At 55.1% G+C, this 16174-nt stretch carries 13 protein-coding genes and 2 riboswitches; of the genes, 7 read left to right on the plus strand and 6 right to left on the minus strand.

All coding sequences use genetic code 11. The features are described from left to right. Positions 1-108 precede the first annotated feature (108 nt). Positions 109-1389 carry a crotonyl-CoA carboxylase/reductase gene (gene ccrA, locus COO92_RS00530; RefSeq protein WP_101298979.1) on the minus strand — a complete coding sequence of 427 codons (1281 nt, stop codon included), beginning with the start codon at positions 1387-1389 and terminating at the stop codon, positions 109-111. 302 nt (positions 1390-1691) lie between these two features. Between ccrA and COO92_RS00535 the strand changes: the two genes are divergently transcribed. Next, positions 1692-3749: a protein meaA gene (locus tag COO92_RS00535; protein WP_101298980.1), complete on the plus strand. Its 2058-nt coding sequence runs from the start codon at positions 1692-1694 to the stop codon at positions 3747-3749. 28 nt (positions 3750-3777) lie between these two features. On the opposite strand, the gene COO92_RS00540 is transcribed toward COO92_RS00535, so the two are convergent. After that, complete coding sequence (locus COO92_RS00540; protein WP_101298982.1) at positions 3778-4398, minus strand: TetR/AcrR family transcriptional regulator; 621 nt, start codon at positions 4396-4398, stop codon at positions 3778-3780. 105 nt (positions 4399-4503) lie between these two features. On the opposite strand from COO92_RS00540, the gene COO92_RS00545 reads away from it, so the two are divergent. After that, positions 4504-5244 carry a 3-oxoacyl-ACP reductase family protein gene (locus tag COO92_RS00545; RefSeq protein WP_101298984.1) on the plus strand — a complete coding sequence of 247 codons (741 nt, stop codon included), beginning with the start codon at positions 4504-4506 and terminating at the stop codon, positions 5242-5244. Positions 5245-5430: 186 nt separating this feature from the next. Here COO92_RS00545 and COO92_RS00550 read toward each other — a convergent pair whose 3' ends face one another. The 4 genes from COO92_RS00550 to ispH form a co-directional block, all read right to left on the minus strand. Further along, on the minus strand, positions 5431-7830 hold the full coding sequence (locus COO92_RS00550) for a putative bifunctional diguanylate cyclase/phosphodiesterase (protein WP_240626267.1): 2400 nt from the start codon (positions 7828-7830) through the stop codon (positions 5431-5433). A 241-nt stretch (positions 7831-8071) separates the two neighbouring features. Further along, positions 8072-8524: a ribonuclease HI gene (gene rnhA, locus COO92_RS00555; protein ID WP_101298987.1), complete on the minus strand. Its 453-nt coding sequence runs from the start codon at positions 8522-8524 to the stop codon at positions 8072-8074. A 12-nt stretch (positions 8525-8536) separates the two neighbouring features. Continuing rightward, complete coding sequence (locus COO92_RS00560; RefSeq protein ID WP_101298989.1) at positions 8537-9505, minus strand: homoserine kinase; 969 nt, start codon at positions 9503-9505, stop codon at positions 8537-8539. Positions 9506-9543: 38 nt separating this feature from the next. Further along, positions 9544-10491, minus strand: a complete 948-nt coding sequence (gene ispH, locus COO92_RS00565) for a 4-hydroxy-3-methylbut-2-enyl diphosphate reductase (RefSeq protein WP_101298991.1) — start codon at positions 10489-10491, stop codon at positions 9544-9546. 256 nt (positions 10492-10747) lie between these two features. Here ispH and COO92_RS00570 point away from each other — a divergent pair, with 256 nt between their 5' ends. From COO92_RS00570 to gcvPB, 5 genes are all read left to right on the plus strand, one after another. Then, positions 10748-11302 (plus strand): hypothetical protein, encoded by a 555-nt coding sequence (locus COO92_RS00570; protein ID WP_101298993.1) that lies wholly within the window; start codon positions 10748-10750, stop codon positions 11300-11302. A gap of 90 nt (positions 11303-11392) precedes the next feature. Beyond that, positions 11393-11493, plus strand: a riboswitch (glycine riboswitch). 3 nt (positions 11494-11496) lie between these two features. Continuing rightward, a riboswitch (glycine riboswitch) is annotated at positions 11497-11597 on the plus strand. Between the two features lie 59 nt (positions 11598-11656). Beyond that, positions 11657-12769: a glycine cleavage system aminomethyltransferase GcvT gene (gcvT, locus tag COO92_RS00575; protein ID WP_101298995.1), complete on the plus strand. Its 1113-nt coding sequence runs from the start codon at positions 11657-11659 to the stop codon at positions 12767-12769. Between the two features lie 73 nt (positions 12770-12842). Further along, the gene (gcvH, locus tag COO92_RS00580) at positions 12843-13214 is read left to right on the plus strand and encodes a glycine cleavage system protein GcvH (RefSeq protein WP_022730989.1); all 372 of its coding nucleotides are present in this window, start codon (positions 12843-12845) and stop codon (positions 13212-13214) included. 2 nt (positions 13215-13216) lie between these two features. Further along, positions 13217-14572: an aminomethyl-transferring glycine dehydrogenase subunit GcvPA gene (gcvPA, locus tag COO92_RS00585; protein ID WP_101298997.1), complete on the plus strand. Its 1356-nt coding sequence runs from the start codon at positions 13217-13219 to the stop codon at positions 14570-14572. Further along, positions 14569-16065 carry an aminomethyl-transferring glycine dehydrogenase subunit GcvPB gene (gene gcvPB / locus COO92_RS00590; protein WP_101298999.1) on the plus strand — a complete coding sequence of 499 codons (1497 nt, stop codon included), beginning with the start codon at positions 14569-14571 and terminating at the stop codon, positions 16063-16065. Before gcvPA ends, gcvPB begins: the two co-directional genes overlap by 4 nt. Positions 16066-16174 lie beyond the last annotated feature (109 nt).

Raw genomic sequence — 16174 nt, forward strand, 5'->3', positions numbered from 1 at the left:
ATTCAGGTATCGGAGCTAACTGCCCGAAAAGGGTGGTGGCACCCCGTACGCTGATCGGGCGAGAACGCGCGCGGGGTGCCAACGGTCAGTCGAAAGCCTTATGTGGGTTCAGCTTTCGACTGCTTCTTCAAGTGTGCGCATGCCGGGGCGTTTTGCCTGTACCAGTACAGCCATATTTCCCGGTTTGTGTTCGTTGCGCATCATCTTCATGTGCGAACGCGGGATATCATCCCAACTGAACACTTCGGACATGCTGGGATCAATACGGCGTTCGATCATCAGCTTGTTGGCCTGTGCGGCTTGTTTCAGGTTGGCAAAGTGGCTGCCTTGAATGCGTTTTTGGCGCATCCAGACGAATCGCGCATCAAACGTCAGGTTAAAGCCGGTGGTTCCGGCACAGAAAACAACCATGCCGCCGCGTTTAACCACATTGCACGATACCGGGAAGGTTTGTTCGCCGGGATGTTCAAAGACGATATCAACGTCATTGCCCTTGCCGGTGATGTCCCAGATGGCTTTGCCAAATTTGCGAACTTCTTTCATGTAATCGCCAAATTCCGGGCCATTGACCGTGGGCAACTGGCCCCAGCAATTGAAATCCTTGCGGTTGATGACAGCCTTGGCACCAAGGCCCAGCACAAACTCGCGCTTGGACTCGTCGGATATGACGCCAATGGCATTGGCCCCGGCGGTGGTGATCAACTGGATCGCCATCGATCCCAAACCACCCGATGCCCCCCACACCAGAACATTATGCCCCGGACGCAGGATGTGCGGACGATGGCCAAACAGCATGCGATAGGCGGTGGCAAGGGTCAGGGTGTAACACGCACTTTCTTCCCACGTCAGATGTTTGGGACGCGGCATGAGTTGCTGTGACTGAACACAGGTGAACTGGGCAAAGGACCCGTCGGGGGTTTCATAGCCCCAAATACGCTGGGTCGGGGATAGCATCGGATCGCCACCGTTGCATTCCTCGTCATCGCCATCATCCTGATTACAGTGAATGACGACTTCATCGCCAACTTTCCAGCGCGTGACCTTGGAGCCAACCGCCCAGACGATGCCCGACGCATCGGACCCGGCGATATGATAGGGCAGGTCATGAACATCAAAGACCGAGATCGGTTGGCCAAGGGACGCCCATACGCCGTTATAATTCACGCCGGCCGCCATCACGAGAACGAGGACTTCGTGGCTGTCAGGCTGTGTCACCGGCAGGACTTCGCATTGCATGGCGGTATCAGGTTCGCCGTGGCGTTCACGACGAATGGCCCAGCCATACATGTTTTTGGGCACATGACCCAATGGCGGGATTTCGCCAATTTCATATAAGTCTTTTACTTCCTGACCGCCGCGGAAAGGCAATACTTCGGCAGTGGTATTCATGACCTTCACTCCTTGTTCGGGGTCGATCCGAATCGCGCCGGGCTGTCGTGTAATAAAATTACCCTGTGTTGCGCTGCGGTCGACGAATCCTCCAAGCCACGGAATTTGTTTTTATTTCCCTGACAATTCCCCGGTTTTCAGCCGATATTTCGCGACGGTTTTCCGGGATTAGTTTGTTTTCGCTTTTATCGCGTTGCACAAATTGTTATATAATTATCCAAATTATGTCTAGTGGATAATTTAATAACGTTTTCGTGTAATAAAACGTAAGCGTTTCAGCAATAAAAGTACGCGAGGTCGTGATGCCGATGGAAAACCAGCGCAGCGCAGTAAATGCGGAACGGGATCGCCCATGGTTGATCCGGACCTATGCCGGGCACAGTTCGGCGGCGGCGTCGAACGCGCTGTATCGGCAGAATCTGGCGAAAGGGCAAACCGGGCTTTCGGTGGCCTTCGACCTGCCAACCCAGACGGGCTACGATTCGGATCATGTTCTGGCGCGCGGTGAAGTTGGCAAGGTCGGGGTGCCGGTTGGGCATCTCGGCGACATGATGACCTTGTTTGACGGCATTCCACTTGATCAGATGAACACATCGATGACGATCAATGCGCCCGCTGCATGGTTGTTATCGCTTTATATCGCGGTGGCGGAAAAGCAGGGAACGCCGCGTGCCAGCCTTCAGGGCACGACCCAGAACGACATCATCAAGGAATATCTGTCACGCGGGACATATATCTTTCCGCCCGCACCGAGTTTGAAACTGATCACCGATGTTGCGGCATTTACGTACCGCGAGGTGCCCAAATGGAACCCGATGAATGTCTGTTCGTACCATTTGCAAGAAGCCGGTGCGACGGCTGAACAGGAACTGGCCTATGCGCTGGGCACGGCGATTGCGGTTCTGGATGCGGTGCGCGATTCGGGGCAGGTGCCCGAAGAAGACTTTGCCAAGGTGGTCGGGCGGATTTCATTTTTCGTCAATGCCGGTATACGCTTTGTCACGGAAATCTGCAAGATGCGGGCATTTTGCGAGCTGTGGGATGAAATCACCCGCGACCGATATGGCATCGAAGACGCCAAATACCGCCGGTTCCGTTATGGGGTTCAGGTCAATTCGCTGGGGCTTACCGAACAGCAGCCCGAAAACAACGTCTATCGCATCCTGATCGAAATGCTGTCGGTGGTTTTATCGAAAAATGCCCGGGCACGCGCGGTGCAGCTTCCGGCGTGGAACGAGGCGCTTGGCCTGCCACGGCCCTGGGATCAGCAATGGTCGCTGCGGCTTCAGCAAATCATGGCCTATGAAACCGATCTTCTGGAATATGAGGACCTGTTTGATGGCAATCCGGCGATTGAGCGCAAGGTCGGGACTCTTAAGGACGGCGCACGGGCCGAACTGGCCCGACTTGATGCCATGGGTGGGGCAATTGCGGCGGTGGATGCCGGATATATGAAACAGGAACTGGTCAAATCCAACGCCATGCGTTTGGCCGATATTGAAAACGGGGTGACCAAGGTCATTGGCGTTAATGCCTTTACCGAGACGGAGCCATCGCCCCTGACGTCGGGGGAGAAATCGATCATGACGGTTGATGAGATGGCCGAGCAGGAACAGATCGAAAAACTGAAAGCCTGGCGATCTGATCGTGATCAGGCCAAGGTTAAGGACGCATTATCGACCCTGGAACAGGCCGCCCGTGAAGGCTGCAACATCATGGAAAGTTCGATTGCCTGTGCCCACGCCGGGGTAACAACCGGGGAATGGTCGGAAACCCTGCGCGAAGTTTTTGGCGAATATCGTGCGCCAACCGGTATTACATCGATGATTGTGACCGGGGATGCGGAAAACCTTCAGACCTTGCGCACACGGGTCGATGAGGTGTCGAACAAGCTTGGTGAACGCATGAAGATGCTGGTTGGCAAGCCGGGGCTTGATGGGCATTCCAACGGGGCCGAACAAATTGCGGTCAAGGCCGGTGAAGCCGGGATTGATGTTTTATATGACGGCATTCGCTGGACACCGGATGAGCTGGTGCGTAATGCGATTGACGAAGGTGCGCATGTGATCGGGCTTTCGATCCTGTCGGGGTCGCATGTGCCGCTGGTGCGCGAGGTGGTCAATGGATTGCGCGCGCGTGGGGCGGGGCATATTCCCGTGGTTGTCGGCGGCATCATCCCTGAGGCCGATATGCTGATCTTGCGCCAGATGGGGGTGGCGGCGGTTTATACGCCCAAGGATTACCAACTGGTGCGGGTAATTTCCGAAATTGTCGATCTGGTGGATCGTACATCGTCAGAACCGCCTGTCGCCCAATCGGGCAACCGCACATCGGACGGGGTGGGGACAGCGATTTATTGATCGGGAGCGCGGAGACGCGTTCTGCCCCCTAGCGTCTGGTTTGCGATGAGCTGATCAGGTTGGGCCATGTCGTCATGGCGGCATCGGCCACGGCGATCAGGTCGGTGCGGGTTGCGCCGTCGCGTGCCTGTATGGACATGCCATGCTGCACAGTCGCGTAATAGGCCGCCATGGTGTCGATGTTGGCGATGCTTGGAATGTGGCCACGCCGTTGTCCTTCGGCATAGAGGTTGCGCAAGGTTTCAGTCACCTTGCGGCGATGACCGCGCAGGGTCTGATTGACGGTTGCGTGGTTTGAGTTCGCCTGTGGTGCGGCGAGAACAACCAGACAGCCATGCGGTGTATCGTCGCGGGTAAAGGCGTTGGCCGAGGCGACCAGCACGTGGTGGGTGGCGTCTTTGGGGTGTTTGAACCGTTCCAGATTGCCCCAGATTTCTGTGCCGTGAAGTTTGCTGTAATGGGCGATAACCTCATCAAACAGCGTTTCCTTACTGCCAAAGGCGGCATAGATGCTGGGCGGGCGAAGTTCCATTGCCGTGCTGAGATCGGCCATGGATGTATTGTCATAGCCCCGTTCCCAGAACAGGCCAAGGGCCTTGTCCAATGCATCGTCCCGGTCAAATGCGGGTGGTCTGCCGCGTGTCGCCATGGTCTGTCTTTCCAATTATGTAATGATCACTAAATAAATGACTTGACGTCAAAATGCAAGGCTGCGATCAATTATGTAGTGATCATTACATAATTGGAGTTTCCCATGCAGAACCTTACTGGAAAAGTCGCCTTCGTCACCGGCGGAAGCCGTGGCATTGGGGCTGCCATCGCAAAACGTCTGGCCCGCGACGGGGCCACAGTTGCGCTGACCTATGTCAGTAGTCCAGACCGGGCCCGCGATGTGGTCGGCGAGATTGAGGCGGCGGGCGGTACGGCCTTGGCGATAAAGGCCGATAACCGCAATGCCGAGGAGATTGAAGCCGCAGTCAATCAAGCGGCGGCACAATTTGGACAGATCGATATTCTGGTGAACAATGCCGGGATTATCGAATTCGCACCGATTGACGAATTTAGTATCGAGCAGTTTGACCGCACGGTTGATGTCAATGTGCGTGCGGTTTTTGTCGCGACCAAGGCCGCACTGGCCCACATGCCTGATGGCGGGCGGATCATTTCGACGGGCAGTAATCTCGCACACCGGGTGCCATGGCCAGGGTTGAGCCTTTATGCCCTGTCAAAATCGGCCCTTATCGGCTTTACCCGTGGGGTGGCCCGGGATTTGGGACCACGCAAAATCACCGTCAATGTTGTTCATCCGGGGCCAACCGAAACCGACATGAACCCGGCAGAGGGTGATATTGCCGATGTGGCACGCAGCGTCATGGCCATCCCCGATTACAGTGATGCCGATGATACAGCCGGTCTTGTCGCGTGGCTTTCCGGGCCGGAGGCAAAGGTCGTCACAGGGTCGGAATTTACCGTCGATAGCGGCATGAACGCGTGATACAGGCGTAGTTACGCGCATGTTAGATGTAGCTTCGGTGGGTTGGTCATCAGCCCACCGATACCGGCAGTATCTGACGGAGCTTGATCGCCGGGCGGGCGGTTTTGCCGTCCACAGATGATATGAAATGCGTTTCTGCGAAGCGAAAGAACAGCCAAAGTGCGGGCGTAGGCCGTTTTCGTTCAATCAGGTTTTGGCCGCAATCCGTTTGGGTTCCTGAGCCTGACGTTCGGTGACCCAGGTGACGAATGTGTCGGCTGGCAGCGGTTTGGAATAGAGGTAGCCCTGAATGAAGTCGCAGCCCTTTTCACGAAGGTAATCTAGCTGTTCGACTTCTTCCACGCCCTCGGCAACAACTTCAAGGTTAAGGCTGTGGCCCAAGCCAATCACCGCATCAACAATCGCCTTGTCATCCATATCGACATGGATGTCATTGACAAAGGACTGGTCGATCTTGATTGAGCTGACGGGGAACCGTTTAAGGTAGTTGAGCGACGAATAGCCGGTGCCAAAGTCGTCAATGGCGATCATCACGCCAAGTGCCTTGAGTTCTTTTAGCGTCGAGACGGCTTTTTCCGGATTGTTCATCAGGATCGACTCGGTAATTTCGAGTTCCAGCGTGCCTTCTGGCATTGCTGTATCTTTGACGATTCTGGTGACACTCGATACCAGTTCAGCATCCTGGAACTGTGCGGGCGACAGATTTACGGCAATGCGGAGACCCGGCAAGCTGCTATCGCGCCAGATCTGCGTTTGTTTGCAGGCTTTTTCGAGAACCCATGCGCCGAGACGGTTGATCAGGCCGCATTCTTCAGCGACCGAGATAAACTCGCCCGGCATGATCAGGCCGCGATCAGGGTGATGCCAGCGTACGAGGGCTTCGGCGCCAACGACCCGCTCGGTACGGCAGTCGATTTTGGGCTGGTAGTACAGTTCAAGCTGATCGTTCTCAAGCGCGTTGCGCAGGTCTTCTTCGATGGTTTTACGTTCCTTGACCCGTTCGTGCATCGACGGCAGGAAGAAGCGGTAATTGTTGCGGCCTTCGGCCTTGGCGGCATACATCGCCATGTCGGCATTTTTGACCAGCTGTTCGGGATTTTCGCCGTCCTCGGGGAACAGGGTGATGCCGACACTGGCAGTGGAATGCAGGCGGATGCCGCGGCAATCAAATGGCTGGCACAGTTCATCGATGATGCGCTGGGCAAGGACGATGGTGTCTTCGATGTTTTGAACGTCGGTCTGAATAATCGCGAATTCATCACCGCCAAGACGCGCAGCGGTATCGGAATCGCGAATGATCCGGGATAGACGTTGTCCCATCTCCTGAATCATCAGATCGCCGACATCATGGCCAAAGTGGTCGTTGATGTCCTTGAACCGGTCAAGGTCGACAAACAGAACCGTCACACCGCGCTGGAACCGGCGGGCCGAGAGCAAGGCCTGACGCAGGCGGTCAAGGAACAGGGTGCGGTTGGGCAGGCTGGTCAGCACATCATGCACGGCAAGATGGCGCATGCGGGCTTCGGTCTGTTTACGTTCGGTAATGTCGGTATAGGTCGCAACATAGCCGCCGCCGGGCATCGGGTTGTGATCGACCTGAATAACACGGCCGTTCGGGCGGGTGCGTTCCATGCGATAGGGTTCGCGACGGCGCGCAATCGCCACACGGTCGGAAATCAGGGCCTGAATGCTGACATCACCGTATTCGCCACGTTCGCCATTGTAGCGCAGGATATCGGAAAGAGGGGTGCCTTCCTTGACCAGATCACGCGGCAGGTTGAGCAGTTCGATGTACCGTTCGTTCCAGACCATCAGATTAAGGTCCTGATCGAACAGGCAGATGCCCTGACCAATATTGTGAAGGGTTGCTTCGAGCAGGGCCTGCTTACGCTGGGCTTCTTCCTGCGATTGTCCCTGCAGGGCGACCATTTCGTTATATTCGCGGATCAAAAGACCCAGTTCGTCGGCACTGTTCCATTCAACCGGGCGGCGTAAACGGCCATGCTTGGTCATCCGGATGGAATGCAGCAGACGGTTAAGCGGTTCCTTGATCGACCGTTTGTTGGCAATCAGCAAACTGGCGGCAACGACGGCGATCAGCAGGCCAAACAGGACCATGTCAATCGCGATGCGCCGGAGAAGAAGGTTCTGGACACGTTCTTCTGTGAAGTAGATCACCAGTTCACCAACGTCGTGGCGAACATTATTGCGTTCAAAATAGACTCGGCGCGACAGGCGCAGCGTATCGGCCAGTTCGGATTGGGAAACGCCGGTATGGGCAAATTCTGTGCCGTCGGCGCCAAGGGCCTGCACAGCAACGATGTCGCGGTCACGCGCCATGGCGTTCAGTGCGGATTCGATATTATCAACGTCAAGATACCAGAACGGGGTGGCAAGAACGCGCGCGTTAATGTCGGCGGTTTGTTCGACTTTGCCATTCAAATCATCGCGCAAAACCTTGTAGCTGACGTACCCGAACACGATAAACAGCGCGAGCGAGAACATCGAAACCAGCGGCAATGCTATGAATAGCAACCGGCTGCTGAGCGACTTGCGTTGTAAAAAGCCGTACGATCCGCGCGACAAACGTATTCTCCTAGGCACCCACTTTCGACTAGCCAAGCTCTACATTACTCGACCTTTGTATGGGGGCCAATACCCCTTACGTCAGGGTTGAATGAACCCGGAAGCTTGTCGAAACGCAAGTTTGATTTTGATTTTCTTATAAATAAACGTCTTAAGTTCTCCAACCCCATCTATTTTGGAGCGACGTGGTTCAGCTTCAAGTATTTGTCATCAATTGTAAGGATTTGTCACTATTTAGGGTTCAGACCCTAGGCACAGCCAGCCGGGCGAGTTCATCGCAGCGTTCGTTTTCCGGGTGGCCTGCGTGGCCTTTAACCCAGTGCCATTCGACCTGATGGGGTTTTAAGGCTTCGAGCATGCGTTGCCACAGTTCGACGTTCTTGACCGGCTTCTTGTCTGCCGTTTTCCAGCCGCGTTTCTGCCAACCAAAAATCCATTTGGTAATGCCATCACGGACATAGCTGCTGTCGGTATAGACATTGATGATGCAAGGACGTTTCAGGGCTTCAAGCGCGCTGATCGCGGCCATCATTTCCATGCGGTTGTTGGTGGTTTCCGGATCACCACCCGACAGTTCTTTTTCGACACCCTTAAAGCGCAGGATCGCGCCCCAGCCGCCGGGGCCGGGGTTTCCACTACAGGCACCATCGGTATAGATCTCGACGTGGTTGTCGTCTGTTGCGTCTGAAGTCATCTCGTCACGTCCTTAATCAAGACCATAGGCCGATGCATTTTCCACCCGTTGATGGAACCGCAGTTTGGTGATGTATTCGCGGGGATTTTTGGGCGTGACCAGTGCGTCCTTGGGGGTGTTGACCCAGTCATAAAGACGGGTCAGCAAGAACCGCAAGCTGGCGCCGCGTGCCAGAACGGGAAGGGCGGCCAATTCCGCATCGGAAAGCCCGCGTACCTTGCCATAATACGACAGAAGGTTTTTTGCCTTGGTGACGTTAAAGCTGCTGTCGGGTTCAAAGCACCACGCATTCATGCAGATCGCGATGTCATAGGCCAGAAGGTCATTGCAGGCAAAATAGAAGTCAATCAGGCCCGACACATCTTCCTTGCCGGGGAAGAAAAACACATTGTCGGGGAAAAGATCGGCATGAATGACGCCTTTGGGCAGGGCATGCGGCCAGTTGGCTTCAAGATAATCAATCTCATCACCGATCATTTTGCCCAAACCGGGTTCAACATCATCGGCGTGTTCCTGGCAGCTTTCAAACAGCGGCCGCCAGCCTTTGACGCTCAGCGCGTTGGGCAGGTGCATTTCAAAGCCCAGACCCGCAGTGTGGAGCTGTGCCAGTGCAGTGCCAAGTCCGGCGCAATGGTGCGGCTGAATGCGGCGCGGTGACATGCCCTGCAAGAAGGATGTGATGGCAGCAGGGCGACCGCACAGGCGACGCAGCGCAACACCATCCTTACCGTGGATTGGGGTCGGGCAATTAAGCCCGGTGGCCGACAGGTGATCCATCAGTCCCAGATAGAACGGCAGGTCATCCGGGTTTACCCGTTTTTCATACAGGGTCAGGATAAAAGGTGCCTTGGTCGTCTGAAGCAGGAAATTGGTATTTTCCACGCCTTCTGCGATGCCCTTGAACGAAACGACATCACCGATATCGTATTCGGCGACAAAACGAGAGATATCTTCGTCTGAAACGTCGGTATAGACGGCCATTGGGTCTTTAATATTCCTGAATTAGGTTTGAAACCAGATCAGCTTGCGAGCTGACGGGGCAGTTTGAAGGTCACATTTTCGTCGGTCAATGTGATGGTTTCAATTGTGACGTTATAGCGTTCACGACAGGCATCGATGACTTCCTCGACCAGAATTTCCGGTGCGGATGCCCCGGCTGTGATGCCAAGGGATGTGATGCCTTCAAGGGTTGACCAGTCGATGTCCTTGGCCCGTTCAACCAGAACCGATTTGTCACATCCTTCGCGTTTGGCAACTTCGACCAGACGGTTGGAGTTTGACGAGTTCGGGGCGCCAAGTACCAGAATGGCTTCGGTCTTTTCCGCGATCAGTTTGACAGCATGCTGACGATTGGTCGTCGCATAGCAAATGTCTTCTTTTTTCGGCACTGAAATGGACGGGAAACGCCGTTGAAGAATTTCGATGATTTTCGCGGTGTCATCGAGCGACAGCGTGGTCTGGGTGACAAAGGCAAGGTTTTCCGGGGTGTGATATTCCAGGTTTTCGGCGTCTTCCTCGGTTTCGATCAAGGTCATGCTGCCCGGTGGCAATTGACCCATGGTGCCGATGACTTCCGGGTGGCCCGCGTGACCGATCAAAAGAATATGTTTGCCGTCGGCATGATGACGTTCAGCACCACGGTGGACTTTGGACACCAGCGGACAGGTTGCATCGAGATATTCCAGTTTGCGGCTTTCGGCGGCTTCGGGAACCGATTTGGGAACGCCGTGCGCCGAAAAGATGACGGGAACACCGTCAGGAACCGCATCAAGTTCATCAACGAAAACAGCGCCCATGTCGCGCAGGCGATCAACGACGAATTTGTTGTGAACGATTTCATGTCGGACATAGACAGGCGCGCCGTATTTTACGAGCGCCTTTTCCACAATCTCAATCGCGCGATCAACCCCGGCACAAAATCCGCGCGGGTTGGCAAGAACGATCCGAAGTTCGGCTTTGTCTGACATGATACTGTCCGAGTTTCCATGTGTGCTGGTACGCTCAGCACAGTTGTTTAAACGTTCTCGTTACATAACCCGCCTGATCTTGCGGTGCAATGTCTGAGCAACGATTAGAGTATAGCTTTTGGCGTGCGGGTTTCCTGTTTTGTTTGTCGACCTGTGTTTGAAGCGGGTTGTGTGCGGCACGGCGAAAGAATAGACTGCGCGCGGGCCGCCCGAAACCGGGTATGGTCATAAAACAGACGGTATAATAGAGGCTTGGATGACGATCGGTAACGGATTGCGACGTACATGTGCATTTGGAATGGTCTCGCTTGCGGGGCTTTTGGCCGCGTGCGGGAGTAATCCGTTCGAGGAAGTTCCGGTTCCGGTATGTCCATCGGCCTATTTGCCAAAGGATACGGCAAAGCTGACCCAGTTTAATGGTGCCGGCAAGGATTTGACCGATGTCATGTTCGAAGCCGAGTTTAACGGGTATCTGGGCGATTGCGGCTATGACCTTGATGACAAGACGCTTGATGTGATCATCAGCCCGATCATCACCGCCGAACTGGGACCCGCAGCCCAGAGCCGTGGCGCAACATTCCAGTATTTCGTTGCCTTGCGCGATCCGGACGGAAATTTTGTTGAAAAGTCGGTTTTTGATGTGAACATGCCGTTCCCCGAAAACCTCAATCTTGCGCGCTATCGCGACGAGCAGGTCACCCTGACGGTGCCGCTTTCAGATGTGTGGGCCGGGCCGGAATATGAAATTTACCTGGGCTTCCAGCTCAGTTCAGATCAGCTCGACTATAACCGTCGTTTCGGGTCAGAATAACCGATCAGGGTTGAAAACCTCCGTCCGCGATTGCCCGAAATTAGGGGCTGGTCGGTTTGGGATGAAATCCGTATAAGAACGCATACCCAAGTGATCCCCGTGGGAGAGTGCCACGGTCCATAACGGATTGCGCGGACGCCGAAGGAGCAACCACCCCGGAAACTCTCAGGCAAACGGACCGCGGGGAGATGGGACTCTGGAAAGTAGGTAGCATCTTATGATGTGTGCCTCGCCGAAGATGTAAGCAGACCGATGATCTAAATCGGCTGTGATTCTTTCAGGCTCCAAGACAGAGGGGGAACGTGGTTGGCCATTGGTCGGCTATGTTTCGCAACCACTGTTCCGGAGACCTTGATGGCCGATGATCAGACCGAACTGCTTAAAACTGCCCTTCATGACCTGCACGTAGAGCTTGGCGGCAAGATGGTGCCGTTTGCGGGCTATGACATGCCGGTTCAATTCCCGCTGGGTGTGAAAGGCGAACATCTTCATACCCGTGCCAAAGCCGGACTTTTTGACGTTTCACACATGGGGCAGGTCCGCCTGACTGGTGAACACCGCGTGGCCGAGCTTGAAAAGCTTGTGCCCGGTGATATTGCGATCCTTAAACCCGGTCGTACCCGCTATTCCGCCTTTACCAATGATGACGGTACCATCCTTGATGACCTTATGATTACCAATGCGGGCGACAGCCTGTTTTTGGTGATCAATGCGGCGTGCAAGGATGACGATATTGTCCATATGCGTGCCAACCTTGGGGATGGCGTGTCGCTTGAAGAAATTGATGACCGGGCGCTTATGGCGTTGCAGGGACCAGAAGCCGCAAACGTATTGGCGCGTTTTGCCCCGGCCGTGACCGAGCTTAAATTCATGAGTTTTGCCGAACTTGATATTGCGGGTATTGCCTGCTTTGTCACCCGGTCGGGCTATACCGGCGAAGATGGCTATGAAATTTCCGTGCCCAATGATCGCGCCGAAGAACTTGCGCGCAAGCTTCTGGGCGAAGATGAGGTTGAGGCCATTGGTCTTGGCGCGCGTGATTCGCTCCGTCTTGAGGCCGGTCTTTGCCTGTATGGCAATGACATCGACACCACCACGACCCCGGTCGAGGGTGATCTGAACTGGATCATCAACAAGCGCCGCCGGGCCGAGGGTGGGTTCAAGGGGGCGGATGTCATCCTTGATCAGCTTGAACATGGTGCAGACCGCAAACGTGTTGGTATCAAACCCGAAGGCAAGGCACCGGCGCGTGAACACACCCCGATCCTTAATACGGACGGGGAAGAAATCGGTGAAATCACCAGTGGCGGATTTGGTCCGACAGTCGATGCACCGATTGCCATGGGGTATGTGGCAATTGAATTTGCCGCACCGGGTACCAAGGTCGATCTTATGGTGCGCGGCAAGGCCCGCCCGGCAGAGGTTGTTGAACTTCCGTTCGCACCGCATCGTTATTTCCGCGGCTAAGTGCTGTACTCTTTCTTGAATGTGCGGCTGATCGCCGCGTTGGCAGACAATCGATCAACAGGGACAAATTAAAATGGCTAAGAAATTCTCGCAGGAACATGAGTGGATTGAACTTGAAGACGGCATCGCAACGATCGGGATTACCGATTATGCGCAACAGTCGCTTGGTGACATTGTTTATGTCGAACTGCCGGAAATTGGTAAGAAACTGACCAAAGATGGCGATGCGGCAGTGGTTGAGTCTGTGAAAGCTGCCAGTGACGTTTATGCGCCACTTGATGGCGAGGTTGTCGAGATTAACGAAGACCTTGATGTTAACCCGGCACTGGTCAACGAAGCCCCGGAAACGGATGGCTGGTTTTTCAGAATGTCGCTGACTGACGAGTCCCAGCTTGATGAGCTGATGGATGAAGCAGCCTATAAAGACTTCGTTGAAGGTCTGTAAGCATGCGTTATCTTCCCTTAACCCGCGCTGACCGCGCGTCGATGCTTGAAACCATCGGGGCAGCGTCGGTCGAAGAACTTTATCATGACGTTCCTGACGGTGCGTTGCTTGATGCCCCGGTTGATCTGCCAAGCCATCTTGGCGAAATGCAGGTCGAACGCGACATGATGGCTTTGGCGGCCAAGAATACTGGTGCGTCGAGTGTGCCAAGCTTCTTGGGCGCTGGTGCCTATCGCCATCACGTGCCGGCGACTGTTGATTACGTGATCCAGCGTGGCGAGTTTCTGACGGCCTATACCCCGTATCAGCCGGAAATCGCGCAAGGCACCTTGCAGTATCTGTTCGAGTTCCAGACACAGGTGGCCTCGATCACCGGCATGGATGTGGCCAACGCATCGATGTGGGATGGGGCGACGTCCTGTGCCGAGGCGGTCTTGATGGCATGCCGTGCGACACGTCGCAAAAAGGCCGTTTTGTCGGGCGGGGTGCATCCGCATTACCGCGAAGTGACGGAAACCTATTGCCAGTTCAGTGATACCGAAGTTGCCGGACGCGATGGCAATCCCGAACAGCAGGCAACGGTCGAAGAACTCGACGACCTGATTGATGATCAGACGGCCTGCGTTGTGGTTCAGTACCCCGATGTGTTCGGACGGGTTCAGGACCATACCAAGCTTGCCGAAGTGTGCCATGCCAAGGGTGCGCTTCTGGTGGTTGTCTTTACCGAGGCGGTTGCCTTTGGTGCGATCAAATCACCGGGCAGCTTTGGGGCGGACATCGTGTGCGGCGAAGGCCAGTCGATCGGCAACGCGCTGAGCTATGGCGGTCCTTATGTTGGTCTGTTTGCCACAACCCAGAAACTGGTGCGTCAGATGCCCGGTCGTCTGTGTGGTGAAACGGTCGATCAGGACGGCAAGCGCGGTTTTGTTTTGACCCTTTCGACCCGTGAACAGCATATCCGTCGTGAAAAGGCGACATCGAACATTTGTACCAATGCGGGTCTGTGTTCGTTGGCCTTTACGGTGCATATGAGCCTTCTGGGTGAAGATGGTTATCGCCGTTTGGCGACCCTGAACCACGAAAATGCCTGCAAGGCGGCCGATGCACTTGATGCGGTTGACGGTGTTACGGTGGTTAATGACAGCTTCTTTAACGAGTTTACCGTGAAGCTGAGCAAGCCAGCCGCAGACGTGCTTGAGGTTCTGGTTGATAAGGGCGTTCTTGGGGGCGTTCCGCTGTCGCGTCTGTATCCGAACCGTTCGGATTTGGACAACTATCTTCTGGTGGCGGTGACGGAAACCAACACAGACGAAGACATCGCGGCCCTTGCGGACGCATTGAAGGAGGCGCTGGCATGACCTTCACAACTCATACCGGTAACCGTGGACTTGTTCTTGAAGAAAAACTGATTTTTGAACAGGGCCAAGCGGGCCGTACCGGCGTAGATCTGCCTGAACCAAAAGGAACCAAATCGCGTCTTGGCGGTTTGGACCGCGACAGCGATGTCGGTCTTCCGGGCCTGTCGGAACCGCAAGTGGTGCGTCACTTTACCCGATTGTCGCAGAAGAACTTCGGGATTGATTCCGGGTTCTTCCCGCTGGGCTCATGCACCATGAAGCACAACCCGCGCATCAACGAAAAAGTTGCCCGTCTGCCCGGTCTTGCCGATTTGCACCCGATGCAGCCTGAAAGCACGGTGCAAGGTGCGCTTGAGCTGATTGACCAATGTGCGCATTGGTTGCTGGTTCTGACCGGAATGCCAGCGGTTGCCATGTCCCCGGCAGCCGGTGCGCAAGGGGAGCTGTGTGGCATGATGGCCATTCGTGCCGCCCTTGATGCACGCGGGGAAAACCGCCGTCGTGTTCTTGTGCCCGAATCCGCACATGGTACCAACCCGGCAACGGCTGCGGCCTGTGGCTTTACGGTTGATTCCATTCCGGCAACCGAAGACGGCCGTGTTGATCTGGCCGCATTCGAAGCCAAGCTTGGTGATGATGTGGCCGGCATCATGCTGACCAACCCGAATACCTGCGGGCTGTTTGAGCGTGATGTGCGCAAGATTGCCGATCTGGTCCATGCCGCGGGTGGCTATTTCTATTGCGATGGTGCGAATTTCAACGCCATTGTTGGTCGGGTCCGCCCGGCTGATCTTGGCATTGATGCCATGCATATCAACCTGCATAAAACCTTCTCGACCCCGCATGGCGGTGGTGGTCCGGGTTCAGGGCCGGTTGTATTTTCGGATGCACTCGCACCCTTTGCCCCGATCCCCTATGTTGTGCGCACCGAGGACGGGTTCCGTTTGGTGGAAACTGCCGACGAAAATGACGGCACCAAGCCGTTTGGTCGCCTGAAAGGGTTCCACGGGCAGATGGGCATGTTCATCCGGGCGCTGGCCTATATGAAAAGCCATGGTTCTGATGGCCTGCGTCAGGCATCTGGTGATGCGGTTCTCAATGCGAACTATCTGCTGGCCCGTCTGAAAGACAAGCTCAGCGTCGCATACCCGGGATATTGCATGCACGAAGCGCTGTTTGACGATGGGTTCCTCAAGGATACCGGGGTTTCGACCCTTGATCTTGCCAAGGCAATCATCGACGAGGGCTTCCACCCGATGACGATGTATTTCCCGCTGGTGGTGCATGGTGCACTTTTGGTCGAACCGACCGAAACTGAAACCAAAGAATCGATTGATCAGTTCTGTGATGCTGTTCTGTCTTTGGTGGCCAAAGCACAGGCCGGAGATGCGGAATTCTTCAAGAATGCGCCGTATTTGACACCGCGTCGTCGCCTTGACGAAACGGCAGCAGCAAGAAAACCTGTTTTGCGCTGGATGCCGGAAACGGCTTGATACACAACGCAGAGCGGCAGTTAAAAACACCCCGGCCAGATGGTCGGGGTGTTCTTTTTCAAGGACTTGTTCTTGAAACTCATTGGACTTGTCGCAATCTCAACCCTTA

The sequence above is a fragment of the Thalassospira lohafexi genome, assembly GCF_002844275.1.
In the GTDB taxonomy this organism is placed as follows: domain Bacteria; phylum Pseudomonadota; class Alphaproteobacteria; order Rhodospirillales; family Thalassospiraceae; genus Thalassospira; species Thalassospira lohafexi.